This is a genomic window from Streptomyces sp. NPDC020958 (assembly GCF_055562175.1).
This window is the reverse complement of sequence record NZ_JBVHFU010000002.1, coordinates 246,490-272,217: the sequence shown is the minus strand read 5'-3', so window position 1 is coordinate 272,217 and position 25,728 is coordinate 246,490. Positions and strand designations below refer to the sequence as shown.

24 protein-coding genes and 1 pseudogene are annotated in these 25,728 nt (G+C 72.0%); 19 read left to right on the top strand and 6 right to left on the bottom strand.

Features of this window, described 5'->3' with window-relative positions; all coding sequences use genetic code 11:
* Positions 1–65: 65 nt before the first annotated feature.
* Complete coding sequence (locus ACZ3KP_RS07090; RefSeq protein ID WP_467497099.1) at positions 66–1,610, bottom strand: multicopper oxidase family protein; 1,545 nt, start codon at positions 1,608–1,610, stop codon at positions 66–68.
* A 256-nt stretch (positions 1,611–1,866) separates the two neighbouring features.
* Complete coding sequence (locus ACZ3KP_RS07085; RefSeq protein ID WP_467497097.1) at positions 1,867–2,529, bottom strand: N-acetylmuramoyl-L-alanine amidase; 663 nt, start codon at positions 2,527–2,529, stop codon at positions 1,867–1,869.
* Positions 2,530–2,601: 72 nt separating this feature from the next.
* Between ACZ3KP_RS07085 and mnmA the strand changes: the two genes are divergently transcribed.
* Positions 2,602–3,738: a tRNA 2-thiouridine(34) synthase MnmA gene (mnmA, locus tag ACZ3KP_RS07080; protein ID WP_132889718.1), complete on the top strand. Its 1,137-nt coding sequence runs from the start codon at positions 2,602–2,604 to the stop codon at positions 3,736–3,738.
* Here the strand turns inward: mnmA and ACZ3KP_RS07075 are convergent.
* Positions 3,714–4,040, bottom strand: a complete 327-nt coding sequence (locus tag ACZ3KP_RS07075; protein WP_358974812.1) for a DUF427 domain-containing protein — start codon at positions 4,038–4,040, stop codon at positions 3,714–3,716. The genes mnmA and ACZ3KP_RS07075 overlap by 25 nt on opposite strands.
* A gap of 85 nt (positions 4,041–4,125) precedes the next feature.
* Between ACZ3KP_RS07075 and ACZ3KP_RS07070 the strand changes: the two genes are divergently transcribed.
* From ACZ3KP_RS07070 to ACZ3KP_RS07050, 5 genes and pseudogenes are all read left to right on the top strand, one after another.
* Positions 4,126–4,665, top strand: coding sequence for an LOG family protein (locus ACZ3KP_RS07070; protein WP_358974814.1), 540 nt, complete (start codon positions 4,126–4,128; stop codon positions 4,663–4,665).
* 16 nt (positions 4,666–4,681) lie between these two features.
* Positions 4,682–5,373, top strand: a pseudogene (locus ACZ3KP_RS07065) (SDR family oxidoreductase).
* Between the two features lie 223 nt (positions 5,374–5,596).
* Complete coding sequence (locus tag ACZ3KP_RS07060) at positions 5,597–6,595, top strand: methionine synthase (RefSeq protein WP_358974818.1); 999 nt, start codon at positions 5,597–5,599, stop codon at positions 6,593–6,595.
* A gap of 13 nt (positions 6,596–6,608) precedes the next feature.
* Positions 6,609–8,804, top strand: coding sequence for an NAD-dependent DNA ligase LigA (ligA, locus tag ACZ3KP_RS07055; protein ID WP_467497093.1), 2,196 nt, complete (start codon positions 6,609–6,611; stop codon positions 8,802–8,804).
* A gap of 214 nt (positions 8,805–9,018) precedes the next feature.
* Positions 9,019–11,256, top strand: a complete 2,238-nt coding sequence (locus ACZ3KP_RS07050) for a putative bifunctional diguanylate cyclase/phosphodiesterase (RefSeq protein WP_467497091.1) — start codon at positions 9,019–9,021, stop codon at positions 11,254–11,256.
* A 97-nt stretch (positions 11,257–11,353) separates the two neighbouring features.
* Here the strand turns inward: ACZ3KP_RS07050 and ACZ3KP_RS07045 are convergent, their stop codons facing one another.
* Positions 11,354–11,953, bottom strand: coding sequence for a TetR/AcrR family transcriptional regulator (locus tag ACZ3KP_RS07045; protein ID WP_358974825.1), 600 nt, complete (start codon positions 11,951–11,953; stop codon positions 11,354–11,356).
* Between the two features lie 94 nt (positions 11,954–12,047).
* Here ACZ3KP_RS07045 and ACZ3KP_RS07040 point away from each other — a divergent pair, with 94 nt between their 5' ends.
* From ACZ3KP_RS07040 to ACZ3KP_RS06985, 12 genes are all read left to right on the top strand, one after another.
* On the top strand, positions 12,048–12,419 hold the full coding sequence (locus ACZ3KP_RS07040; protein ID WP_467497089.1) for a DUF4267 domain-containing protein: 372 nt from the start codon (positions 12,048–12,050) through the stop codon (positions 12,417–12,419).
* Positions 12,420–12,455: 36 nt separating this feature from the next.
* Positions 12,456–12,983 carry a cupin domain-containing protein gene (locus ACZ3KP_RS07035; protein ID WP_467497087.1) on the top strand — a complete coding sequence of 176 codons (528 nt, stop codon included), beginning with the start codon at positions 12,456–12,458 and terminating at the stop codon, positions 12,981–12,983.
* A gap of 67 nt (positions 12,984–13,050) precedes the next feature.
* Complete coding sequence (gene gatC / locus ACZ3KP_RS07030; protein ID WP_007384860.1) at positions 13,051–13,347, top strand: Asp-tRNA(Asn)/Glu-tRNA(Gln) amidotransferase subunit GatC; 297 nt, start codon at positions 13,051–13,053, stop codon at positions 13,345–13,347.
* A gap of 6 nt (positions 13,348–13,353) precedes the next feature.
* Positions 13,354–14,847, top strand: a complete 1,494-nt coding sequence (gatA, locus tag ACZ3KP_RS07025) for an Asp-tRNA(Asn)/Glu-tRNA(Gln) amidotransferase subunit GatA (RefSeq protein ID WP_358974831.1) — start codon at positions 13,354–13,356, stop codon at positions 14,845–14,847.
* Positions 14,844–15,086, top strand: a complete 243-nt coding sequence (locus tag ACZ3KP_RS07020; RefSeq protein WP_046726919.1) for a hypothetical protein — start codon at positions 14,844–14,846, stop codon at positions 15,084–15,086. Before gatA ends, ACZ3KP_RS07020 begins: the two co-directional genes overlap by 4 nt.
* 15 nt (positions 15,087–15,101) lie before the next feature.
* Positions 15,102–16,616 (top strand): Asp-tRNA(Asn)/Glu-tRNA(Gln) amidotransferase subunit GatB, encoded by a 1,515-nt coding sequence (gene gatB / locus ACZ3KP_RS07015; RefSeq protein WP_467497084.1) that lies wholly within the window; start codon positions 15,102–15,104, stop codon positions 16,614–16,616.
* A gap of 170 nt (positions 16,617–16,786) precedes the next feature.
* Complete coding sequence (locus ACZ3KP_RS07010; protein ID WP_467497082.1) at positions 16,787–17,149, top strand: hypothetical protein; 363 nt, start codon at positions 16,787–16,789, stop codon at positions 17,147–17,149.
* A 55-nt stretch (positions 17,150–17,204) separates the two neighbouring features.
* Positions 17,205–17,777: a GNAT family N-acetyltransferase gene (locus ACZ3KP_RS07005; protein WP_467497080.1), complete on the top strand. Its 573-nt coding sequence runs from the start codon at positions 17,205–17,207 to the stop codon at positions 17,775–17,777.
* A 35-nt stretch (positions 17,778–17,812) separates the two neighbouring features.
* Positions 17,813–18,430 (top strand): hypothetical protein, encoded by a 618-nt coding sequence (locus ACZ3KP_RS07000; protein WP_467497078.1) that lies wholly within the window; start codon positions 17,813–17,815, stop codon positions 18,428–18,430.
* Positions 18,431–18,627: 197 nt separating this feature from the next.
* Positions 18,628–18,819 carry a hypothetical protein gene (locus tag ACZ3KP_RS06995; RefSeq protein ID WP_467497076.1) on the top strand — a complete coding sequence of 64 codons (192 nt, stop codon included), beginning with the start codon at positions 18,628–18,630 and terminating at the stop codon, positions 18,817–18,819.
* Positions 18,820–18,980: 161 nt separating this feature from the next.
* On the top strand, positions 18,981–22,016 hold the full coding sequence (locus ACZ3KP_RS06990; RefSeq protein ID WP_467497074.1) for a helix-turn-helix transcriptional regulator: 3,036 nt from the start codon (positions 18,981–18,983) through the stop codon (positions 22,014–22,016).
* A gap of 31 nt (positions 22,017–22,047) precedes the next feature.
* A complete protein-coding gene (locus ACZ3KP_RS06985; RefSeq protein ID WP_467497072.1) occupies positions 22,048–22,272 on the top strand; it encodes a DUF6191 domain-containing protein in 225 nt (74 codons plus the stop codon).
* A 10-nt stretch (positions 22,273–22,282) separates the two neighbouring features.
* Here ACZ3KP_RS06985 and ACZ3KP_RS06980 read toward each other — a convergent pair whose 3' ends face one another.
* Together ACZ3KP_RS06980 and ACZ3KP_RS06975 are read right to left on the bottom strand one after the other, a co-directional pair.
* Complete coding sequence (locus ACZ3KP_RS06980) at positions 22,283–23,440, bottom strand: PQQ-dependent sugar dehydrogenase (RefSeq protein WP_467497070.1); 1,158 nt, start codon at positions 23,438–23,440, stop codon at positions 22,283–22,285.
* A 168-nt stretch (positions 23,441–23,608) separates the two neighbouring features.
* Positions 23,609–24,607 (bottom strand): aldo/keto reductase, encoded by a 999-nt coding sequence (locus ACZ3KP_RS06975; protein WP_467497068.1) that lies wholly within the window; start codon positions 24,605–24,607, stop codon positions 23,609–23,611.
* A 74-nt stretch (positions 24,608–24,681) separates the two neighbouring features.
* Between ACZ3KP_RS06975 and ACZ3KP_RS06970 the strand changes: the two genes are divergently transcribed.
* Positions 24,682–25,632: a 2-hydroxyacid dehydrogenase gene (locus ACZ3KP_RS06970; protein ID WP_467497066.1), complete on the top strand. Its 951-nt coding sequence runs from the start codon at positions 24,682–24,684 to the stop codon at positions 25,630–25,632.
* Positions 25,633–25,728: the final 96 nt, after the last annotated feature.

Below are 25,728 nucleotides of genomic sequence, written 5' to 3'. Positions count from 1 at the left end.
AACGCCTGCCGCCGGCGCTTTGACCGCCGGCGGCAGCCTGACCGGGAGGACCGGCCTCCGGCCGGCTAGCTCTCGGTCACCATGAGGGACGCCATCATTCCCTCGTCCTCGTGCTGGAGCAGATGGCAGTGCAACATGTACATGTAGGTGTCGTCCGCGAAGTCCGTGAACTCCATGGCGATCTGGATCGAGCCGCCGCCGACCACTTCGTAGGTGTCGAACCAGCCCAGGTCGACTCCCGTCGGATCCTCGCCGTTGACGGAGACCAACTGGTAGGGCACGTCGTGCAGGTGGAACGAGTGCTCCAGCTGGGTGCCGTTCTTGATGGTCCAGATCTCCTTGGACCCCAGCGTGGTGCTGATCATGGCCATCGAGGACATGCTCGTCCCCGCCGACCCGTTGATCGTCATGGTCGTGCCGCTCTGGCCGAGGGTGATGGTCCGGGCGGTGAAGTCACTGGTGTCGTACCGGTCGATCGTGTTGAGCGAGGCCGGCAGGTCGTCGGGGGTGTCGGTGCCGGACGCGGTGATCGCGAGCACGTCGTAGGTGCCGCTGCCGCCGCGGACCCAGCCGGTGGTGACGACGGCCTGCAGCGTGACGGCGTCCGACAGGTCGAGGACGAACTCGGCGCGGGCGCCGGCCACCAGCCGGATGCTGGTCACCTCGGTGGCCGCGGTGAGGTAGCCCTGGTCGGTGGCGATCTGGTTGAGGTTGCCGCCGTCGCTGCGCTGGATGGTGATGATGTCGGACGGCGAGGCGTTGAGCACCCGGAACCGCGTGCGGGTCTTGGTCGCCGTGAACGTCAGGGTGGTGTCGTCCACGTTGGTGCCGTTCAGCAGCAGCGGGAAGCTCAGCCCGTTGCCCAGGTAGCCGCTGAGGTTGTACTTGATGTCGCCGGCGCTGTCCGTGGCGAGGCTCTGGAAGATCAACGGGATGTCGTCGGTGCCGTAGGTGCTCGGCAGGTCCGAGGAGGCGGTCGAGCCGTCCTCCACGATGATCATGCCGGCCAGTCCGTGCACCGCCTGCTTGGCCGTGGTGCCCAGGGCGTGCGGGTGGTACCAGAGCGTCTTGGCGTCGTCCTTGACCGTGAACGTCGGGGACCAGGTCTCCCCGTCGGCGAAGGCGACCTGGGGGCCGCCGTCCATCTTGGCGGGGACGTGGGCGCCGTGGAAGTGGACGGTGGTGTCCTCGCCCAGGCTGTTGGTGATGTCGAGCAGCACCGTGTCGCCGTTGGTCCACTTCATGGTGGGGCCGAGGAAGGACTGGTTGTAGCCCATCGTTGAGCTGGTGACCCCGGAGAGCACCTCGGCGGTGCCGGTCTTCGCCTCCAGGGTGAAGGTGGTGGTGCTGCCGGAGGTGGTGCCCTCCAGGAGGTCCGGGACGGTCAGCGTCGCCGTGTTGGTCGCGGCGCCGGCCTTGTTGCCCTTCGCGTCGGCCAGCAGGGCGAAGGTCGCGCCGCCCGCGGCGACGGCGCCGAGCCCGACCCCGGCCATGCCGCCGAGGAACTTGCGGCGGTGAACTCCCTTGCGGCGCCTGGTCGTCGTCTCGCCGCGGGTGACCTGCTCGTCGGTGCCGTCCGCCTCGAAGGCGGGATCTGTGGTGTGGGTCATGGCCCCGGATGGTTGTTCTGGGGACTGTGCGCAATCTGAGGCGAAGTTAGGAGCCGACCCGGAGGACTGTGCGGCGGCCGTGGGTGTCGGCATCGCTCAACTACCCTGTCGACAAACCCGAATGGGCGAGGTGCAGCTGGCGCCCGGGGTGAGGGACGCAACGGACACAGACGGTGCGCAGGGCGACCACAGGGTCACGATTGAGTCACGTGAGTCACGTGAGTCACGTGAGCCACGTGAGTCGGGGAGGGGCGGGTCACGCCTGTCCGGCGCGCCGCACCAGCCGCATGTAGCGATCCCAGTCCCAGTGTTCGCCCGGATCGGTGTGGTCCGTCCCCGGCACCTCCACGTGACCGATCACGTGCTCGCGGTCCACGGCCATGCCGTAGCGCCCGCATATCGCGGCCGTGAGCCGTGCCGAGGCCGCGTACATCGCGTCGGTGAAGTCCTGCGGGCGGTCCACGAACCCCTCGTGCTCGATCCCGACGCTCCGCTCGTTGTACGACCGGTTGCCCGCGTGGAACGCCACGTCCAGCTCGCGGACCAGCTGGGTGATCCGTCCGTCCTTGCGCACGATGTAGTGCGCGGCCGCCGCGTGCGCCGGGTCCTGGAAGGCCTTCACCGCGCTCGCGTAGCCGCCCTGCGTGACATGGACGACCACCCGGTCCACCGGGTAGTCGTCCGGCCGGTTCGCCGTCCGGTAGTTCGCCGGGGACGCCGCCACCCAGCGCGCCCCCCTGAAGTCCACCGCCCCCGCCACCCGGGCCTTGCGCACGCCCGGCAGCCGCCAGTAGAACCGCGTCAGCTCGTCCCTGCTCAGCGCCGCCGTGCCGACGGCCGCCGCCACCCCGCCGACCAGCAGCGCGCGGCGCCCGATCCGCCGGTCCCTGTCAGCCGCCACCGTCCGATCCACCCCCATGTGCGCCCCCGTGTGATCTCCAACGGATACTCGTGGGCCGTGGTTCCCGCGCCCCCGTACCCTGGAGGGGCTATGACTGACACCCCGCAGCGCACCCGTCCCCTCCGCGTCCTCGCCGCCATGTCGGGTGGCGTGGACTCCGCCGTCGCCGCAGCCCGCGCGGCGGAAGCCGGCCACGACGTCACCGGCGTCCACCTCGCGCTCTCCGCGAACCCGCAGTCCTTCCGCACGGGCGCCCGGGGCTGTTGCACCATCGAGGACTCCCGCGACGCCCGCCGCGCCGCCGACGTCATCGGCATCCCGTTCTACGTCTGGGACCTCGCCGACCGCTTCCGTGAGGACGTCGTCGAGGACTTCGTCGCCGAGTACGAGGCCGGGCGCACCCCCAACCCGTGCCTGCGCTGCAACGAGAAGATCAAGTTCGCCGCGCTCCTGGACAAGGCCCTGGCCCTGGGCTTCGACGCGGTGTGCACCGGCCACTACGCGAAGGTGGTCGTCGGGGACGACGGCTCCCGCGAACTGCACCGCGCCTCCGACATGGCCAAGGACCAGTCGTACGTCCTCGGCGTCCTGGACGAGAAGCAGCTCGCCCACGCGCTCTTCCCGCTCGGCGACACGGTGACCACCAAGGACGAGATCCGCGCGGAGGCCGAGCGCCGCGGCCTCGCCGTCGCCAAGAAGCCCGACTCGCACGACATCTGCTTCATCGCGGACGGCGACACCCAGGGCTTCCTGGCCCGGCGGCTCGGCAAGGCGGAGGGCGACATCGTCGACGAGTCCGGCGCGAAGGTCGGCACCCACGAGGGCGCGTACGGCTTCACCATCGGCCAGCGCAAGGGCCTGCGGATCGGCACCCCGGCCGCCGACGGCAAGCCGCGCTACGTCCTCGACATCTCACCGGTGGACAACACGGTCACGGTCGGCCCGGCCGCCGCCCTCGACGTCACCGGCCTCACCGCGATCAAGCCCCGCTGGTGCGGCACGGCCCCCTCCGGCCCCGGCACCTACACCGCCCAGCTCCGCGCCCACGGCGGCGAGACCGAGGTGAGCGCCGAGCCGGTCGGCGGCGAACTGCACGTCACGTTCACCGAGCCGGTCCGCGGCGTCGCCCCCGGCCAGGCCATCGTCCTGTACGACGGCACCCGCGTCGTCGGCTCGGCGACCATCGCGTCGACCGTACGCCGTCAGTCGGTGACCTCGACGTCGTAGAAGCAGAGGTGGTCCTTGATCCGGGCGACGTCGGGCTTGGGCTCGGGATACGCCCAGACCAGGTCCGGCGCGTCCGGCAGGGACCAGTAGGAGGCGGTCCCCTTGAAGGGGCAGACGCTGTGCGACGCGGACGGCGTGAGCAGGTCGAGCCGCACGTCGTCGGCGGGGATGTAGTAGCGCGGGGGACAGCCGGTCTCGTGCAGTACGAGGGCCCGGTCGCTCTCGGCGAGGACCAGGTCGCCGTGCGTCACGCGCACGTGCCGGTCACTGTCTTCGACGGTGATGGTGTGTCCTGAGGCCATGTAGAGGTGACGCGTATCGGCGCCCACTTGTTCCCGGCGCCGGCACCCGCGCCCGCCGCACTCCGCCAGTGCCTACCCTGACCCCATGCGAATCTGCGTCTTCCTCTCCGCCGCCGACCTCGACGACCGCTACACCCGGCCCGCCCGCGACTTCGGCAAACTCATCGGAGAGGGCGGCCACGCCCTGGTCTGGGGCGGGTCCGACACCGGCCTCATGAAGGTCGTCGCGGACGGGGTCGAGGAGGGCGGTGGCAGGCTGATCGGCGTCACCGTCGAGTTCCTCGCCAACAAGGCCCGCCCCGGCGTCGACGAGATGGTCGTCGCGGCCTCCCTCGCGGAGCGCAAGCGGCTCCTCCTGGAGAAGGCCGACGCGGTCGTGGTCATGGTCGGCGGCACCGGCACCCTGGACGAAGCCACCGAGATTCTGGAGCTGAAGAAGCACGGCCGCACGGACAAGCCGGTCGTCCTGCTCAACACCGCCGGTTTCTACGACGGCCTGGAGGAACAGTTCCGCCGTATGGAGGCCGAGGGCTTCCTGCCCCGCCCCCTGCCGGAGCTGATGCACTTCGCCGCCGAACCCGCCGACGCGCTCGCCTACCTGGAGGCGAACCGGCCGCCCCGCTGATGCGAGCATGGCCCTCATGGCAACTCATGTGATCACCGGCGCCGGCTCCGGTATCGGCGCCGCCGTGGCCCGCAGGCTGCACGCGCGCGGGGACGACCTCGTCCTGCACGCGCGCGACGCGGCCCGCGCCAAGGAATTCGCCGCCGAGTTCCCGGGCGCCCGCACCCTGGTGGGCGACCTGGCGGACCCGGACAGGCTCTCCTGGGCCTTCTCCCACCAGTCGCTCCCGGACCGGGTGGACTCGCTGCTGCACATCGCGGGCGTGGTGGACCTGGGCGAGGTCGGCGAGCTGACCCCGAAGTCCTGGCGGCACCAGCTGAACGTCAACCTGGTCGCACCGGCGGAACTGACCCGGCACTTCCTGCCCCAGCTGCGCGCCGCCCGCGGCCATGTGCTGTTCGTGAACTCGGGCGCGGGACTCAACGCCCACGCCGGCTGGTCGGCGTACGCGGCGTCCAAGCACGGCCTGAAGGCCCTCGCGGACTCCCTGCGCCAGGAGGAGGCCGGCAACGGGGTCCGGGTCCCTCGGTCTACCCGGGCCGGACGGCGAGCCCCATGCAGGCGAAGGTCCATCAGCAGGAGGGCAAGGAGTACGACCCGGCCCGCTGGATCGACCCGGAGTCGGTGGCGACCACCGTCCTGACCGCCCTGGACCTCCCGAGGGACGCGGAGATCACGGACGTCAGCGTGCGCCCCGGCCCGGCGTAGCGGCGGTCGCGGGCGCCACGACCGGCGCACCGCACCGGCGCGCCCGCGCCCGCACCAGCGCACCTGCACCAGCACACCTGCGCCAGGGCCACCCGCGCCGCCGCACCCCGACCACCGCACCCCGACCACCGCACCCCGACCACCGCACCCCGACCACCGCACCCCGACCGCCGCACCCCGACCACCGCACCCGCGCCGAGGTCACCCCGCATAGGCTCCTCGTGTGAACGCACACCCCACCTTCGGCCCGGCCACCGGCGTCGGCTCGCTTCCCGGCACCGACGCCAGGGAGGCCGCGAAAACCGCGACGGGCAGCTTCGAGGACTTTCCGTTCCTGCCCGAACTGCCCGCCCGCGGCCCCGGCGCCGACATGATCGGCCGCACCGCGGGCCTGCTCGTCGAGCTGTACGCGCGCGTGGAGCCCAGCGGCTGGCGGATCGGCGACCGGCCGGGCCGCGACACCCGGCGCGCCCGGTCCTGGCTGGGCGAGGACCTGGACGCACTGGAGGAGTACACCCAGGGGTACGAGGGTCCGCTGAAGGTGCAGGCGGTCGGGCCCTGGACGCTCGCCGCCGCCCTGGAGCTGAGGAACGGCGAGTCGGCCCTGTCCGACCCCGGCGCCTGCCGCGACCTGGCCGCGTCGCTCGCCGAGGGCCTGCGCCTGCACCTGGCCGAGGTGCGGCGGCGGGTACCCGGAGCCGGCCTCGTGCTGCAACTCGACGAGCCGTCCCTCACCGCCGTGCTGCGCGGCCAGGTGCGGACCGCCAGCGGCTACCGCACCCACCGGGCCGTCGACCGGCAGCTCGTCGAGTCGACCCTGCGCGACGTCATCGACGTCCATGCCGGCCCGGTGGCCGTCCACTCCTGCGCCCCCGACGTGCCCTTCGCGCTGCTGCGCCGGGCCGGGGCCGCCGCGGTCTCGTTCGACTTCTCGCTCCTCACCGAACGTGACGACGAGACGATCGGCGAGGCCGTGGAGGCCGGTACCCGGCTGCTGGCCGGTGTCGTGCCCGGCACGGACACCGCATTGTCAGACCCTGCCGGTAGCGTCATGGGTGTCAGGACGCTGTGGCGCAGGCTGGGGCTGCGACCGGGGCTGCTCGCGGAGACCGTCACGGTCACACCGGCGTGCGGGCTCGCGGGCGCCTCCCCGGCCTACGCCCGGCAGGCGCTCGCCCACTGCGTCCGGGCGGCGAGATCACTCGCGGACAACCCAGAGTAACGGGAGGAAAACGGTGGCCGGCGACAAGCAGCAGGCTCAGACGGCGGTGCCCGCCGAGGCACGGGAGCAGCACGCGCAGCTCGCCGAGCAGATCGAGGAGCACCGCTTCCGGTACTACGTGAAGGACGCCCCGGTCGTCAGCGACGCCGAGTTCGACAGGCTCCTGAAGACGCTGGAGGCGCTGGAGGACCAGTACCCGCCGCTGCGCACCCCGGACTCGCCGACCCAGAAGGTCGCGGGGTCGTACGAGACGGAGTTCACCTCGGTCGAGCACCGCGAGCGGATGATGTCGCTGGACAACACGTTCAACGACGACGACCTCGCGGCCTGGGTCGAGCGCATCCACAAGGAGCTGGGCGACCAGGAGTTCCACTTCCTGTGCGAGCTGAAGGTCGACGGCCTCGCCGTCAACCTGACGTACGAGCGCGGGCGTCTCGTCCGCGCGGCGACCCGCGGCGACGGCCGCACCGGCGAGGACATCACACCCAACGTCCGCACGATCGCCGAGATCCCGGACCGGCTGCACGGCGAGAAGGTCCCGGACCTGGTGGAGATCCGGGGCGAGGTCTACTTCCCGATGGAGAAGTTCGCCGAGCTCAACGAACGGCTGGTGGCGGCCGGTGACAAGCCGTTCGCCAACCCGCGCAACGCGGCGGCCGGTTCGCTGCGCCAGAAGGACCCGCGCGTCACCGCCTCCCGGCCGCTGCACATGGTCGTGCACGGCATCGGCGCCCTGGAGGGCTTCGAGGGCCTTGGCCGGCTCTCCGAGGCGTACGAGCTGCTGAAGACCTGGGGGCTGCCCACCTCCCGGCACAACAGGGTGGTCGACGACCTCGACGGAGTACGGGAGTTCATCGCCCACTACGGCGAGCACCGGCACTCGGTGGAGCACGAGATCGACGGCGTCGTCGTCAAGCTGGACGAGATCCGCCTCCAGGGCCGCCTCGGTTCGACGGCCCGGGCCCCGCGCTGGGCGATCGCGTACAAGTACGCGCCGGAGGAGGTCAACACCAAGCTCATCGACATCAAGGTCGGTGTCGGGCGCACCGGGCGGGTCACACCGTACGCGCAGGTCGAGCCGGTGACGGTGGCGGGCAGCGAGGTGGAGTTCGCGACCCTGCACAACCAGGAGGTCGTCAAGGCCAAGGGTGTGCTGATCGGCGACACCGTGGTGCTGCGCAAGGCCGGTGACGTGATCCCCGAGATCCTCGGCCCGGTCGCCGACCTGCGCGACGGCAGTGAGCGGGAGTTCGTGATGCCGGCCGAGTGCCCCGAGTGCGGCACTCCGCTGCGGGCCATGAAGGAGGGCGACATCGACCTCCGCTGCCCCAACGCCCGTACCTGCCCCGCCCAGTTGAGGGAGCGGGTGGCGTATCTCGCGGGCCGGGAGTGCCTGGACATCGAGCACTTCGGCTCGGTGGCCGCGGCCGCCCTCACCCGGCCGCTGGAGCCGGCCGACCCGCCGCTGGTCGACGAGGGCGACCTCTTCGACCTCACGGTGGAGAAGCTGCTGCCCATCAAGGCGTACGTCCTCGACCCCGACAGCGGGCTGCCCAAGCGCGACCCCAAGTCGGGCGAGGAGAAGGTCGTCACGGTCTTCGCCAACCAGAAGGGCGAGCCCAAGAAGAACACCCTCGCCCTCCTCCAGCACATCGCGGAGGCGAAGACCCGTCCGCTCGCCCGCTTCCTCAACGGCCTGTCCATCCGGCACGTCGGACCGGTCGCCGCACAGGCACTGGCCCGCGAGTTCCGCTCCATCGACCGCATCGAGCAGGCCACCGAGGAGGAACTGGCGGGCATCGACGGCGTCGGAGGCATCATCGCGACGGCGCTCAAGGAGTGGTTCGCCGAGGAGTGGCACCGCGAGATCATCCGAAAGTGGAAGGCCGCTGGAGTCCCGCTCGAGGACGAGTCCACCGGCGACGAGGAGGGGCCCCGTCCCCTGGAAGGACTCACCGTCGTCGTCACCGGAACGCTGGAGCGCTACACCCGGGACGGCGCCAAGGACGCACTGCAGAGCCGCGGGGCCAAGGTGACCGGCTCGGTGTCCAAGAAGACATCGTTCGTGGTCGTCGGTGACAACCCCGGATCGAAGTACGACAAGGCGATGCAGGTGAAGGTTCCGGTCCTGAACGAGGACGGATTCGTCGTCCTTTTGGAGCAGGGGCCGGAAGCGGCGGCCGAAGTGGCGCTTCCGACCGGGGAGTAGCGGTTGAAGGCCACCCGTTCGACGCATACCAGATGCATACGGGTGGCCGGTGCGCAATCGGGCAACCGTCCACGACCGTTGCCCGGGAAAGCCTTCCGCGGCCTACTGTTGGGATATGCGCCCGCGCCGTGCCCAGCTGCGGTCGGGGCATTCCCGTGCTCCGCAGGGCACGGACCGCATGGCGTGGGCACCGCCGGCTGTGAGAGGGACGGGAATGGAACCGACCGAGAGCGCCGCCCCGGGCGCACGGCTGCCGCTGCGCCGCCGGGCAGGCGCGTGGCGGGAGAGCCACGGGACGGGGCGGGGCGACCGGCGCGCCGGTTTGCCGGTCGCGAGCCTCGTGACGGACGCCCGTGACCCGCTGCCGCTGGCCGCCGTCGAGCCACCGCCCCGCTCGACCGGCTCCGAACACGACTCCGAACGGCACCTGTCCTGGCCCGCGCTGCCCGCCGGAACCGTCGGCGCCGCCGCGTTCGTCCTCGGCGCCGGCTTCTACCGCGCCTTCACCGACCACCACGCCCTGTTCCCGTCGGGCGCGGTCGGCTGGTCGCTGGCCGTGCTGACCGGCATCATCGTCGGCCACCTGGTCCTGCTCGGCCGCGCCCGCTGGTGGGGCGGCACCGGCTCCGGCGCCGCCCTCACCCTCGCCGTCCTGCTGCTCTACGGCTGGGTCCCGGCCGGCATGGTCAGCCTCACCGTCGTCGTCCTGGTCGGCATAGCCCGGCGCCACCGCTGGCGGCAGGGCGTCCTGCACGGCGCGGTGGACATCCTCGGCATCGGCGCCGGCGCTCTCGTGCTCGGCGCGTTCGGCCGGGTGCCGACCGTCGAGTCCCCCTGGAACCCCGCCGGTTGGAGCGTCACCGCGGCCCCCGAGGTCGTGCTGGTGGCGGTGGCCTACCTCGCCGTCACCCGCGCCCTGCTCTGGTACCTGCACATCCCGCGCGACGGCGGAGTGCCCACCGTCGCTCGCACCGCCCTGATGCGGCAGGGCCTGGTCGCCGTCGCCCTGCTCGGCATCGCCCCGCTCGTCTGCGTGGTCGCCGTCGCCCAGCCGCTGCTGCTCCCGCTGTTCTCCATCCCGCTGGTCGCCCTCGACTCCACGCTGTGGATAGCCCGGGCCCGCGCCGAGGAACAACTGCGCGACCCGCTGACCGGACTGCCCAACCGGCAGTGGCTCCTGGAGCGCATCTGGACCGCCCTCGACGACGCGGAACGCATCGGCGCCCGCTCCGCCCTCATGCTGATCGACCTCGACCGGTTCCGTTCGGTCAACGACACGCTCGGTCATCTCGCCGGTGACCGGCTGCTGCTCCAGATAGCGGACCGGCTGCGGGCCGCGCTGCCGCGCGGTGCGGAGGCGGCCCGGCTCGGCGGTGACGAGTTCGCGGTCTTACTGCCCGTCGCCGACTCCACGACGTCCGCGACCCGGGTGGCCCGCAACCTGGTCACCGCCCTCTCCTCCCCGCTCGACCTCGACGGCCTCACCCTCGTCCTGGAGGCCAGCGCCGGCGTCGCCGTCTTCCCCGACCACGCGCTCGACGCGGAGGGGCTGCTGCGCCGGGCCGACGTGGCCATGTACCAGGCGAAGCGGGACCGCACCGGCGTCGAGGTCTACGAGTCCAAGCGGGACTCCAACACCCCTGACCGGCTGGGCCTGCTGGGCGATCTGCGCCGCGCCCTGGACGCCCACGAGGTACAGCTGCACTACCAGCCCAAGGTGCGCTTCGACGGCCAGGTGGCCGGACTCGAGGCCCTCGTCCGCTGGGTGCACCCCGAGCGCGGCAAGGTGCCGCCGGACGAGTTCATAGCGATCGCCGAGTCCTCCGGGCTGATGCCCCATCTGACGGAATACGTCCTGGAGACCGCGCTCGGGCAGGTCGCCGCGTGGCGGGCGCAGGGGCTGCGGGTGCCGGTGGCGGTCAACGTCTCGCCGCGGGACGTTCACACGCCCGGGTTCGCGGGCCTGGTAGCGGCGCGGCTGGCCCGGCACGGCGTACCGGCCGGGGCGCTGCAGCTGGAGATAACCGAGCATGTGCTGCTCGAGGACCCGCAGCGGGCCGCCGACACCCTCGCGGGACTGAACGGGCACGGCGTGAAGATGTCCCTGGACGACTTCGGTACGGGGTACTCGTCGCTGGTGCACCTGCGGCGGCTGCCGGTGAGCGAGCTGAAGATCGACCGGTCCTTCGTGGCCCGCCTGGCCGTGGACAACGAGGACGCCGAGATCGTGCGCTGCACGGTCGACCTCGCGCATTCGCTGGGACTGCTGGTCGTCGCGGAGGGCGTGGAGGACGACGAGACCTGGGAGCGGTTGCGGGACCTCGGGTGCGACGCGGTGCAGGGGTGGCTGGTCGCCGCCGCCATGCCGCCGGAGGAGACCACCGCGTGGCTGCTGGCGCGCGGGGCGCGGGGGTGGGAGCGGCCGCGGGCGGCTCTCCCGGCGGCCGAGTAGGCCCGCCCGCCCGTGAAGGCCGCCCTGGGGGCCGGTCCCTGTTTTCAGTCGCGGGTCCCTCGTGGTTGCTCGCGCCCATGCGGCGCAGCCGTGTGTGTCACGCAGCCCCGCGCTCCTGGCGGGGCGCTGTGAAGTGGGCGATCAGCAAGGTCAGGCGTTCCTCGTGGGCGGGTTCCGGGAGGCGGCCGCTCCGGGTCAGGGTCACCAGGCCGTGCAGAGCCGCCCAGAAGGTCTCCGTCAGGATGCCGGAGTTCTCGTCGGGGCCGGTGATCGGCTCGATCACCCGGAGGATCTCGCCGAACGCCGCCTGCAGCGGCTCCGGGGCCTCGGGGGTCGCGAAGGGCAGGTCCACCAGATGGGTGAACATCGCGTCGTAGAGGGCCGGGCGGCGGCGCCCGAAGGACGTGTACGTGGCCGCGACCGCGGCCAGCGCCTCGCGCGTGGTCCTCGCCGACGTGCGCGCCGCCCGTAGCTCCACCGCGAGGTCGGCGCAGCCCTGCACCGCCACCGCCGCCATGATCGCGTCCTTGCCCTTGAAGTGGCTGTAGAGGACCGGCTGGCTGTACTCGATCTCGGCGGCCAGTCGGCGGGTCGTCACCGCGTCCCAGCCCTCCGTCTCGGCGAGTTCGCGTGCGGCCGTGACGATCAGCTGCTCGCGCTCTGCCCGTTCGCGTTCCCGGCGGTTCTGAATCGACATGCTCTGGATTCTAGCAGCGCTAGCCAATCTGTCGATGCTCTGCTAGCTTCGCTATCAGTCCTAGCACTGCTAGAAAATCTCTCAGGGGGAGACCATGACCGTCACCGCGTACACCCTCGCCATCCTGCTCGACCTGTTCTGCCTGTTCCTCGGCTACCGGTTCCTGTGCCAGCCGGGCCCCGCCGCCGCCGGCTACGGCGTGCCGGCCGACCCCGAGGGCGACGTCGGCGCCTACCTCTCGATCAAGGGCCTCAGGGACGGCACGTACGGAGTCGTGGGGCTCCTGCTGCTGGCCTTCGCCGGGGCGCACGCCGAGGCCTGGTTCATGCTCGGCGTGGCACTCGTACCGCTCGGGGACACGGTGAACGTGCTCCGCAACGGCGGGGCGAAGGCGGTCGCCTACGGGATCCACTTCGCCACCGCGATCATCATCCTGATCAGCGCCGCCCTGCTGTTCCTCGTCTGACCGCTCGTCGCGCCGCCACCGACCGGGGGTTCCACGATGTCGTTGTTCGTACCGAAATTCGACGAGTCCGTGATCGTGCGGGAGGCCGCCGCCGAGATGGTCGGCGGTGAGCCGACCCGGGTCCGGCTGCTCGCCGACAGCAGCGCCACCGGCGGCGCGCTCTCCACCGTCCGCGTCACGCTCGGCGAGGGCGCCGACGGCGCCGTACCGCACCTGCACCGCACCTCCGCCGAGCTGTTCTACCTGCTCGACGGCGCCGCCGAACTGCTCTCCGGCGACGACGTCGTCACCGCCGAACGCGGCGACCTGGTCGTCGTCCCGCCCGGCAGGCCGCACGCCTTCGCCGCCGTCCCCGGCAGCACCGCGGACCTCCTGGTCGTCATCACCCCGGGCGTGGAGCGCTTCGAGTACTTCCGCCACCTCCAGCGCCTGCGCCTCGGCGAGGCCACCCCGGAGAGCCTCCTGGAGACGCAGGAGCTGTACGACAACCACTTCCTGCGCAGTACGGCCTGGGAGAAACGCCACCGAAACCCGATGGATACGGGGCCCGGCCAAACCGTTTAACAGCCACCGGGCCCCGCCCCATAGGATTGGCTCCAAACCGCACACACTCACCCCAGAGGAACGCTGCATGCCTGGCATCACGCGCGAGGAGGTCGCCCACCTCGCCCGGCTGGCGCGTCTGGAGCTGAAGCCCGAAGAGCTCGAACACTTCGCGGGACAGCTGGACGACATCATCGGCGCGGTCGCCCGCGTCAGCGAGGTCGCCGACCAAGACGTACCGCCGACCTCGCACCCGCTGCCGCTGACGAACGTCATGCGCGCGGACGAGGTCCGTCCCTCGCTCACCCCCGAGCAGGCGCTCTCCGGCGCCCCGGCCCAGGAGCAGCAGCGTTTCAAGGTGCCGCAGATCCTGGGGGAGGACTAGACAGCCATGACGGACATCATCAAGCTCACGGCCGCCGAGACCGCCGCGAAGATCGCCTCCGGCGAGCTCACCGCCGTGCAGGTCACCGAGGCCCACCTCGCCCGCATCGAGGCCGTCGACGAGAAGGTGCACGCCTTCCTGCACGTCGACCGCGAGGGCGCCCTGGCACAGGCCCGTGCCGTCGACGAGAAGAAGGCCCGAGGCGAGCGGCTCGGCCCGCTGGCCGGCGTCCCGCTCGCCCTCAAGGACATCTTCACCACCGAGGGCATCCCGACCACCGTCGGCTCGAAGATCCTGGAGGGGTGGATCCCGCCGTACGACGCCACCCTCACCAAGCGTCTCAAGGCCGCCGACGTCGTCATCCTCGGCAAGACCAACATGGACGAGTTCGCCATGGGGTCCAGCACCGAGAACAGCGCGTACGGCCCGACCGGCAACCCCTGGGACCTCACCAAGATCCCCGGTGGCTCGGGTGGCGGTTCGTCCGCGGCCCTCGCCTCCTTCCAGGCCCCGCTCGCCATCGGCACCGACACCGGCGGCTCCATCCGCCAGCCGGCCGCCGTCACCGGCACGGTCGGCGTGAAGCCGACGTACGGCGCGGTGTCGAGGTACGGCATGGTCGCCTTCTCCAGCTCCCTGGACCAGGGCGGCCCGTGCGCCCGTACGGTCCTGGACGCGGCGCTCCTGCACGAGGTCATCGCCGGACACGACCCGCTCGACTCCACCTCCATCGACGCCCCGGTCCCCCCGGTCGTCGAGGCCGCCCGCAACGGCAGCGTCGAGGGCATGCGCGTCGGCGTCGTCAAGCAGTTCCGCGGCGAGGGCTACCAGGCCGGCGTCATCCAGCGCTTCGACGAGTCCGTCGCCCTCCTCAAGGAGCTGGGCGCCGAGATCGTCGAGCTGGACTGCCCGTCCTTCGACCTCGCGCTCTCCGCGTACTACCTGATCGCGCCGAGCGAGTGTTCGAGCAACCTCGCCCGCTTCGACGGCCTGCGCTACGGCCTGCGGGTCGGCGACGACGGCTCGCACTCCGCCGAGGAGGTCACCTCGCTCACCCGGGAGGCGGGCTTCGGCCCCGAGGTGAAGCGCCGCATCATGCTCGGCACCTACGCTCTGTCGAGCGGCTACTACGACGCCTACTACGGCTCCGCCCAGAAGGTCCGCACGCTCATCACGCGCGACTTCGAGAAGGCCTTCGAGCAGGTGGACGTCATCGTGTCGCCCACGACGCCGACCACCGCCTTCGCGATCGGCGAGCGCGCCGACGACCCGATGGCGATGTACCTGGCCGACCTGTGCACCATCCCGACGAACCTCGCGGGCAACGCGGCGATGTCGCTGCCCTGCGGTCTCGCCCCGGAGGACAACCTCCCGGTGGGCCTGCAGATCATCGCCCCGGCGCTCAAGGACGACCGTCTTTACAAGGTCGGAGCCGCTGTCGAGGCCGCCTTCGTGGAAAGGTGGGGCCACCCGCTGCTTGAGGAGGCACCGTCGCTGTGAGCAACGCACTGTCGAAGGCCAAGGGCTTCAAGAAGTCGAAGTCCGGCACGTACCTGTCCATGGCCACCACCGCGTTCGGCGCGGTGAGTGTCGCCAAGCAGATCAAGAAGGCCCGCGCCGAGCACGACACGCTCCGGCTGATCGACGCCACGGTCTCCGCCGTGGCGATCGTGACCGGCCTCGCGATCCTCTACCGCGAGCTGAAGCGGCTGGGCGACGACGACGTCCTGCTGGGCTGAGAGGGAAGTTTCACCGTGACCACCACGACCGACCTGGTGCCGTACGAGGACGCGCTGGCGTCGTACGACCCCGTCATGGGCCTTGAGGTCCATGTCGAACTCGGCACCAGGACCAAGATGTTCTGCGGCTGTTCGACCGAGCTGGGCGCCGAGCCCAACTCGCAGACCTGCCCGACCTGCCTCGGCCTGCCCGGCGCGCTCCCGGTCGTCAACGCGACCGGGGTCGAGTCCGCGATCAAGATCGGTCTCGCGCTGAACTGCGAGATCGCCGAGTGGTGCCGCTTCGCCCGGAAGAACTACTTCTATCCGGACATGCCGAAGAACTTCCAGACCTCCCAGTACGACGAGCCGATCGCCTTCAACGGCTACCTCGACGTGCAGCTGGAGGACGGCGAGACCTTCCGCGTGGAGATCGAGCGCGCCCACATGGAGGAGGACACCGGCAAGTCCACCCACGTGGGTGGTGCGACGGGCCGTATCCACGGCGCCTCGCACTCGCTGCTCGACTACAACCGCGCCGGCATCCCGCTCATCGAGATCGTCACCAAGCCGATCGAGGGCGCGGGCGAGCGTGCCCCCGAGGTGGCGCGGGCGTACGTCCGTGAGCTGCGCGAGGTCATCCGGGCCCTCGGTGTGTCCGAGGCCCGCATGGAGATGGGCCAGATGCGCTGCGACGTGAACCTGTCGCTGCGGCCGCACGGCACCGAGAAGTTCGGTACCCGTTCCGAGACGAAGAACGTGAACTCGCTGCGGTCCGTGGAGCGTGCGGCCCGCTTCGAGATCATGCGGCACGCGGCCGTGCTGAGCGGCGGCGGGACGATCGTCCAGGAGACCCGGCACTTCCACGAGGACACCGGGTCGACGACCTCGGGCCGCGTGAAGGAGGAGGCCGAGGACTACCGGTACTTCCCGGAGCCGGACCTGGTTCCCGTGGCGCCCTCGCGCGAGTGGGTCGAGAAGATCCGCTCGGCGCTGCCCGAGCTGCCGCTGGCCCGCCGTACCCGGCTGCTGGCCGAGTGGGGCGTGTCGGCGGTCGAGATGCAGGCCATCCAGAACGCCGGCGCGCTGGACCTGATCGTCGCCACCATCGACGCGGGTGCCGACGCGGCCTCCGCACGCAAGTGGTGGATGGGCGAACTGGCGCGCAGCGCCAACGAGTCCGGCACCTCGCTGGACGAGCTGGCGATCACCCCGGCGCAGGTCGCCCGGGTCACCGAGCTGGTCTCCAAGGGCGACCTCAACGACAAGCTGGCCCGCCAGGTCATCGAGGGCGTCCTCGCGGGCGAGGGCACCCCGGACGAGGTCGTGGACAAGCGCGGCCTCAAGGTCGTGTCGGACGAGGGCGCGCTCGGCAAGGCCGTCGAGGAGGCCATCGCCGGCAACCCCGGCATCGCCGACAAGATCCGCGGCGGCAAGGTGGCCGCGGCCGGTGCCCTGGTGGGCGCGGTCATGAAGGCGACCCGCGGTCAGGCCGACGCGGCCCGCGTGAAGGAACTGATCCTGGAACAGCTCGGCGTCAGCGAGGGCTGAGCACCCGGTTCGGGAACCGGTTCGCACGGTACGGCCCCGCAGGCAGCGCCCGCGGGGCCGTACCCGTCAGACGCGGCGGCCGACGACGCACGGTCAGTCGGCCGGTCGTCGGCGGTCCCGGTTTCGGACATCGGTGAACGGGCTCCTTGTGATCTTCGTAGTGGTAGGCGATGCGTAGGAGCTCATTCGAACCGGCAAACAACGCCCCCGCTTCGGTCGTCGGCGAAGGGCCGGACAAGGCTGGCCGGCGGAAGCCGGAAGCTCAGGCGGCGGACGACGAGGTCGTCGTCGAGGACGCCCGCCGGGCCCGCTGGATCGCCACCGTGACCGGGGTGCTGCTGGCCATGATGGGGGTCACCGCGTCCTCGATGAGACTGAGCGGGGTGCCCGGCCTGGTGCCGGCCGCCTACGGCCTGGGCGCCGTGGTCTGCGTCCTCGCGTCGGTGCTCGGTGCCCGGGGCCGCACCCGCGTGGCCCTCTGGCTGATGATCCTGGGGACCATGGTGATGGCCCTCGGGGACCAGTTCGACTAGGGGCTGTCCGGCGGAGGCGGCCACCTTCCCCCTGGAGAGAAGGAGCAACGCCCGGATGTACGCGGTATCCCTGGATGACGGCGCCGAACTGCGGCCCCTGGAGGTCTGGCACGCCGAGGAACTGCTCGCGGACATCGACCGGGGGCGCGAGTCCATCGGGCGGCACATCGCCCTTGCCGACGTGATCCGGGACCTGGACGGCGCGCGCGCCTACCTCCGCTCCTACGCCGACAAGCGGGCCGCCGACGCCGGCAGCCTGCACGGGGTGTGGCTGGACGGGAGGCTCGTCGGCGGGCTGCTGTTCCGGACCTGGGACACGGCGGCGGGCGTCTGCGAGGCCGGCTGCTGGCTGGAGCCCGCGGCCGCCGGGCGCGGACTGGCCACCCGGGGCATGCGGATCCTTCTGGACTGGGCGTTTGACGAGCGCGGCATGCACCGTGTGGAGTGGCACGCGTCGTCGGCGAACGAAGCGAGCATCAACGTGGCCCGGCGGCTGGGCATGACCCGCGACGGCGTGCTGCGGGAGAACCACCCCCACCGGGGCGTGCGCACGGACACCGAGGTCTGGTCGGTGCTGGCCCCCGAGTGGCGCGCGGCACGCGCGCGTACCGCACAGCCCGATCATTAAGAGACCTCTCAGACAGCGTCCGTACGGTGCGAGGTATGGGAACGAAGACAGTGGACGGGGCCGGGACCGGCGCCGAGGCGAAGAACGACGAGACGGCGACGGAAGAGGCGACGGTGGACACCACGAAGGCTCCGGCCGAGGCACCTGCGGGGACCGGGAGCGAGGCCCCCGCGGAGGCCGTCGAGCCGGAGGCGCAGGAGTCCGACGACCTCACCGAGGAGGGGCCGGCCGCCCTCGTCGAGGAGGAGCCGCAGGGTCCGTCCGGCGTCGGCCAGGGCGCCGGCGCCGTGGTCTCCGTCGCGCTCGGCCTCGTCTCCCTCACGGGCGGCTGGATCGGTACGGTCGCCGCGGCCCGCGAGACCCTCATAGGCCAGCTGCAGACCTCGTCGAGCGCGAGCGTCGCCAAGCAGGTCAAGGAGGTGTACGGCGACGCGTGGCAGACCACCGCGCTGTGGGCCGGCCTGTTCGCGCTGGTCGCGCTGGTCACCGGCGTCGTGGTGCTGGTCAGGCCCGCCTTCGGCGCGCCGGGCCGGGCGCAGGCGCCGTGGATCAAGTCGGTCGCCTGGGCGGGTGTCGCGCTCGGCGTCATCGGTCTGCTGCTGGCGGTCCTCAAGTACTCCGACGCACTCCTCGCCCTGCCCTCGACCGGCTGAGGAAGCGCAGTTCACCAGGGGCCTCAGTGCGTCCGTAAGCACCTTACGGACGCACTGAGGCCCCTTACGCGTACCCGGGCCCCCGCGGCCGCCCGAAGATGCGGAACTCTCCCGATGTGGCACACCCCCCTGGGAGACGAGGGTGGAGCCATCGCAGAAAGCGAAGCCCCACCGAATCCTCATCCAAGGGAACCGCCATGTTCGCGTACGAACTCCACCAGATCCGGTCCGCCGAACTGCGCCGGCAGGCCGCCGACGCCCGCCTCGTCCGCGTGGCCGTCCGCTCCCGCCGCGCCGCCCGCCGCGCGGAGCCGGCCGGCGGCGCCGCGGAGCCGGCCGAGTCCCATACCGCCGGCCGGAGCGGGAGCCGGCTCCCCCGCACGGCGTGACCGGGCCCCGGGCGGGCGGCGACGCCCGCCCGCAGGCCGGGGGAGAAGCCGCCGGCGGCCGGACGGGGGTCGGCCGCCGGCACCTCCCCTCGTCATCGGCTCATACGACAAGCGCGCCGGCGCTGTGGAAAACCGTTGCCGTCCCCTCCACGCCCCGTGCGATGCTCTGGCCCGTGGAGACCAGGTCCGTGAGTCCCGTGTTCGTAGGCCGCAGCGACGAGTTGGGAGCCCTCGACGAGGCGCTCACCCGCGCCGGGGCCGCCGAGCCGCAGGCGCTGCTGCTCGGCGGCGAGGCCGGCGTCGGCAAGACCCGACTGGTCGAGGAGTTCGCCACGGCCGCCTGCCGCAGGGGCGCGGTCGTCGCGCTCGGCGGCTGCGTGGAGATCGGGGCCGACGGGCTGCCGTTCGCCCCCTTCTCCAGCGCGCTGCGCACCCTGCGGGCCGCCCTGCCCGACGAATGGGCCGCGGCCGCCGCGGGCCATGAGGAGGAACTGGCCCGGCTGCTGCCCGAACTCGGCGAGGCCACCACCAGCCGCCACGACGAACAGGGCACCGCCCGCCTCTTCGAACTCGCCGCCCGGCTCCTGGAGCGGATCGCCGCCGACCGCACCGTGGTCCTCGTCCTGGAGGACCTGCACTGGTCCGACGCCTCCACCCGCCACCTCCTCGCCTACCTGCTGCGCACCCTGCGCACCGGCCGGCTCGTCGTCCTCGCCACCTACCGCTCCGACGACATCCACCGCCGCCACCCGCTGCGCCCCCTGCTCGCCGAACTCGACCGGCTGCGCACCGTCCACCGCCTCGAACTCGCCCGCTTCAACCGCGAGGAGGTCGGCCGCCAGATCGCCGGCATCCTGGCTGCCGAACCCGACCCCGCCCGGGTCGACGAGATCTTCGACCGCTCCGACGGCAACGCCTTCTTCGTCGAGGAACTCGCCGTCGCCGGCGCCGAGAGCTGCCGCACCGGTCTCACCGACTCGCTGCGCGACCTGCTCCTGGTGCGCGTCGAGGCGCTGCCGGAGAGCGCCCAGCGGGTCGCCAGGGTCGTCGCCGAGGGCGGCTCCACCGTCGAGTACCGGCTGCTGGAGGCCGTCGCCGGGCTCGCCGAGGACGACCTCATCGAGGCGCTGCGGGCCGCGGTCGGTGCCAACATCCTCACTCCCACCCCGGCCGGCGACGGCTACCGCTTCCGGCACTCCCTGGTCCGTGAGGCCGTCGCCGACGACCTGCTGCCCGGCGAACGCGCGCGGCTCAACCGGCGCTACGCCGAAGCCCTGGAGGCCGACCCCACCCTGGTGCGGCCCGACGCGCGGGTGACCCGCCTCGCCAGCTACTGGTACCAGGCCCACGATCCCGCCAAGGCGCTGCCCGCCGTCCTCGACGCCTCTGTCGTGGCCCGCCGCAGGCACGCCTACAGCGAGCAACTGAGGCTGCTGGAAAGGGCGATGGAGCTGTGGGACAGCGCCCCCGAGGAGATCCGCGCCGCTCTGCGCCCCGTCGACTACACCGACGTCTACCCGCCCTGCGGCTGCGACCCGGCCACCACCCCGTTGCGCTACCTCGACCTGATGGCGGAGGCGGCGGTCGCGGGCCGTTTCTGCGGTGAGCGGGAACGCGCCCTGAAGATCACCAAGAAGGCGCTGCGGATCCTGGAGGAGGAGGGCGACCAGCTGCGCGCGGCATGGTTCTGGGTGCAGCGCTCCCGGCTCGTCCAGGCCTTGGCGCGGGGCGACGGCTGGCAGGAACTCGGCACCGCCCAGGACCTGGTGCGCGGTCTGCCGCCCTCCGAGGTGCACGCCGACGTGCTGGCCAACGTCGCCGCCTGGTCCATGCTCCACGAACCGGGCCCGGAGGCCTTCGCCGCGGCGGAACGGGCCGTGGAGTACGCCCGGATGGTGGGCGCCCGCGAGATCGAGCTCAACGCGCGCCTCACCCTCGGCGGCCTCATGGTCGACGCGGGCGACGTCGAGGCCGGGCTGACGGAGATGGCCCGGGTCAAGGAGGCCGCCCTCCAGGAAGGCGTGGCGCATGTCGCGGGCCGCGCCTATGTGAACCTGCCGTCCGAACTGGAGGCGGTCGGCCGTTCCCGGGAAGCGGTGGCGCTGCTGCGTGAGGGCCTGGCCTTCACCCGCAGGTTCGGGCTGCTGGACCCGGAGGCCTGGATCTGGGACAACCTCTCCGACTCCCTGTACACACTGGGGCAGTGGGAGGAGGCCGCCGAGGCCGCGGCGGGCGCCCTCGGCTCCGCGGCCGGCGCCAAGCCCCGCGGCTCCAGCGTCCTGCGCCTCGCCCATCTCGCCCTGGCCCGGGGCGACCTCGCCGAGGCAGGCCGCCAGCTGTCCGTCGCCCGCGCCCACCTCGGCACCCACGACCCGATGCCCGAGCAGTGGCTGCCGGTGGCCCGCGTCACCATCGGCGTCGCCGCCGGGGAAGGCCGTCTCCTGGACGCCCGCGCCGAACTGCACCGCGCCCTGGAGGGCGGCTTCCCGCCCGGTACCCAGCGCTACGGCTGGTCCGTGCTGCTGGCCGCCGCCACCGCCGAGGCCGACGCCCGTGCCCTGCCCGCGGTCGCCGACGGCCGCACCGAGGTCCTCGACAGGCTCGCCGAAGCGGTCCGCAAGCTCGCCACCGGCGCGCCCGTCTGGCAGGCGTACGAGCGCTGGACCCGCGCCGAACTGCATCGCGCCCACGGCACCGACACCGCCGCCCTCTGGTCGGACGTGGTCACCGACTTCGAGACCCTGGACCGCCCCTACGACCTTGCCCGGGTCCGCCGCCGGCTCGCCCAGGCACTGCTCGAAGAGGCCGCCGGTGACGACGAGCGCGAGCGGGCCCGGGAACTGCTCCGCCTGGCCGGTGCGGTCGCCGAGCACCTGGGCGCCCGACCGCTGGCGGACGCCGTCGCCCTGCTGGCCCAGCGCGCCCGTCTCACCCTCACCGGAAAGACCCCCGGCCGGGCCCTCGACCCCGCCGAGAGCCTCGGTCTCACCAGCCGGGAGCGGGACGTACTGCGCCTGGTCTCGGCCGGGCGCACCAACCGTCAGATCGCCGAGGAGCTGTTCATATCCCCGAAGACCGCGAGCGTCCACGTCTCGAACATTCTGGGCAAGCTGAGCGTTGCAGGGAGGGGCGAGGCAGCGGCGGTGGCCCACAGACTGGGGTTGTTCCCCGTCGAGGCCCTCGACCCGACCAGGTAGGGGGACCGGCACAGGAGGCACCGTGTTCAACATGTTCGACGAGCTCTTCGCACCCGGCCGCAAGCACACGCACGACGAGCGGAAACGGCTGGAACTCACCCGGGAGGACGTGGGGGACACGGATCCCGGACGCGGTCCGATAGACCTCGCGTCCGGCAAGGTCGTCATTCGCCTTTCCCAGGAGGAGCCCGAGGCGGAGCCCGCCGAGGACTCCGGTGACGCCCCAGGTGACGCCGCCGGCGACGACAGGGGGTGAGCGGCGCCGCCTACTTCACCTTCAGCTCGAGAATCCGGTCGTCGCCCGCCTTCGGCCTGCCCCGGCCGTCCGTGTTGCTGGTCACCAGCCACAGCTTGTCGCCGCCCGCCGCCACCACCGTCCGCAGCCGGCCGTACTCACCGGTGAGGAAGGCCTGCGGCGCGGCGGCCGCGGTCGTGCCGCGGAGCGGAACACGCCACAGCCGCTGCCCCTTCAGGGCCGCCATCCAGATCACCCCGTTCACGTAGGCGATCCCGCTGGGGGAGGCGTCGTCGGTGTGCCACTGGGCGATCGGGTTCACGTACTTCGGGTCGCCGGACCTGCCCTCCGCGTTCGGCCAGCCGTAGTCTCCGCCGGGCTTGACGGCGTTCAGCTCGTCCCAGGTGTCCTGGCCGAACTCCGAGGCGAACAGCCGCTGTTCGTCGTCCCAGGCCAGACCCTGCACGTTGCGGTGGCCGTAGGTGTAGACGGGGGAGTTCGGGAACGGGTTGCCGGGGGCCGGATCGCCCTCCGGGGTCAGCCGCAGGATCTTCCCGCCCAGTGACCCCTTGTCCTGGGCGAGACCGCGCCGCCCGCTCTCGCCGGTGCCGGCGTAGAGCATGCCGTCGGGGCCGAAGGCGATCCGGCCGCCGTTGTGAATGAATCCCTTGGGGATGCCCTTGAAGATCGTGTCGGGGGCGCCCAGCTGCTCTCCCGCCGGCTTGTTCGCGTCCCACAGCATCCGCACGATCCGGTTGTCGGAGGCCGAGGTGAAGTAGGCGTAGATCATGTGGTCCGAGGCGAATCCGGGGGAGAGGGCGATACCGAGCAGGCCGCCCTCACCGGCGGCGGCCACGCCCGACACCGTGCCCAGCTCCGTGATCTTCCCGGTCCTCTCGTCGACCTTGCTGATCGTCCCGTCGTCCCGGTCGGATACCAGCAGCCCGCCCCCGTCCGGCAACACCGCGAGCCCCCAGGGCGACTTCAGCCCCTGGGCGACGGTCCGCACCACCGTGACCGACCCGGTGGCGGGTGCCACGGCCTCGGCGGACGCGGAGGCGGACGCACCGGCCGACGCACCGGGCGAGGCACTCTCGGCCCACGGCGCCGTGGGCGCCCCACCACTCCCGCCCCCGGAGGAACACCCGCCGACGAGCAGCACCCCGGCCGCGGCCAACACAGCGGTCACACCTCGACGTTGCACGATCACGGTCCTTCCGGCAGCCCTCTGCCCGACGTTAGTGCAGCGCGCCCCAAAGGGGCGCGGGGCGGTGTCGACATGCGGCTCCGCCGCGTGAACGCGACCAGCCACGACGGCGCCGCACCGGACCACCGGCAGCCCCCGGCAGTCGCACCGCTAGTCCCACGACCCCTGCGCAGCAGGCAACCGCCCCAGCTCGGCAAGATCCTCCGCACTCAGCCGCACCTCCACGGCCCCGGCGTTCTCGGCCACCCACCGCCCCCGCTTCGTCCCCGGCACCGGCACCACATGTGCCCCCTGCGCCAGCACCCATGCCAGCGCCACCTGAGCGGCGGTGACCTCATCCCCGTGCCGCCCCGCGACCCTGCGCAGTCCCGCGACGATCGGCTGGTTCGCCGCCATCATCTCCGCCGTGAACCGGGGGTGCCGGGCCCGCAGGTCGTCCGGTTCGAACCCCTCACCCGGCCTGAGCGTCCCGGTGAGGAAACCATTGCCCAGCGGCATCGCGGCGAGGAAGCCGACGCCCCGCGCCGCGCACCACGGCAGCAACGCCTCCAGCGCCTCCGGCGACCACACCGACAGCTCCGCCTGCACCGCGGCCACCGGAAACACCTGCTGCACCCGCCGAAGCTGCCGCAACGTGGCGTCGTGCATCCGCGCCCCCGACCTGCGCCCCCCGCGCGCCCCCACGGCGCACAACCCCAGCGCGCGCACCTTCCCCGCCTGCACCAGTTCCGCCATCGCGCCCCAGGTCTCCTCGACGGGGACCTCGGGATCGGCACGGTGCAACTGGTAGAGGTCTATGACGTCCGTCTGGAGCCGGCGCAGCGAAGCGTCGCAGGCCCGCTTCACGTACCCGGGCCGGCCGTTCGCCACGATGTGCTGGTCGCCCACCAGCAGCCCCACCTTCGTCGACACGAAGGCCTCGGCCCGCCGCTCCCTGAGCACCCGGCCCAGCAGCAGCTCATTGGTGAACGGCCCGTACATGTCCGCGGTGTCCAGCAGCGTCACGCCCAGGTCCAGCGCCCGGTGCACCGCTCTCGCCGACTCGTCGCCCCGCTGTCGCGAACCGCTGTACGCCCAGCTCATCGGCATGCACCCGAGTCCGACGGCCCCCACCGCGAGCGCCCCCGCGCCGATCGTCCTGCGCTCCACCAGCCCGTGAACCTCCTTCTTGGACCCCCAACCTAACCTCTGCGCGCTCACGCCCCTGACATAGCCTCCTGACCATGACTCAAGACGCATGGCTGCCCATCCCGCCGGACGAGTTCACCGAACTGCCCGAGGGGCTCGACTATCTGTTCTGGGACGGTGGCCAGGAGTTTCCCGGTGACCCCGCCGACTGCGCCGTCTACGTCGTCCCCTACATGAAGCGGCAGACCGTGAAGGTGCGTCCGCTTCGGGGGATGCGCAACGTCCGGCTCATCCAGACCCTCACCGCCGGCGTCGACGACATGATCGCGGCGAAGGACCTCATCGTCCCCGGCGTCCAGTTGTGCAACGCGCGCGGAGTGCACGAGGCGAGCACCGCCGAACTGGCGCTCGCCCTGACGCTGGCGTCGCTGCGCGGCATCCCGGGCTTCGTCCGGGCCCAGCAGCAGGAGCACTGGCAGAGCGGCTTCCACCCCGCCCTCGCCGACCGCAACGTCCTCATCGTCGGCTACGGCGCCATCGGCGAGGCCATCGAGGACCGGCTCGTGCCCTTCGAGGTTGCGCGGGTGGCACGTGTCGCGCGCTCCGGGCGCGCATCGGCGCGCGGTCCCGTGCATCCGCTCACCGAACTGCCGAATCTGCTTCCGGAAGCCGATGTCGTCATCCTTTCCACGCCCCTCACGGACACCACACGCGGCCTCGCCGGCGCCGAGTTCCTCGCCCGGATGAAGGACGGCGCACTGCTCGTGAACGTCGCGCGCGGGCCCGTCGTGGACACCAAGGCCCTGCTCGCCGAACTGGAGAGCGGCCGTATCACCGCGGCCCTGGACGTCACCGATCCCGAGCCGCTGCCGGCCGGACACCCCTTGTGGCAGGCGCCCGGAGTGCTGATCAGCCCTCATGTCGGCGGTCCCACCTCGGCTTTCCTGCCCCGCGCGAAGCGACTCGTCACCGAGCAGTTGAACCGGTTCGTGAACCGCGAGCCGCTGCGCAACGTGATCCTCACGACGGGATCCGCGGCCGGCTGACCCCCGCGGCAGCGCGCCCGCGAGCCGCTTCCGGCACGGTCCGCGACCTCCCGGGCGCGGTGCGTGCGGGCATAGTCGCTGATCGTCACGGAGCGT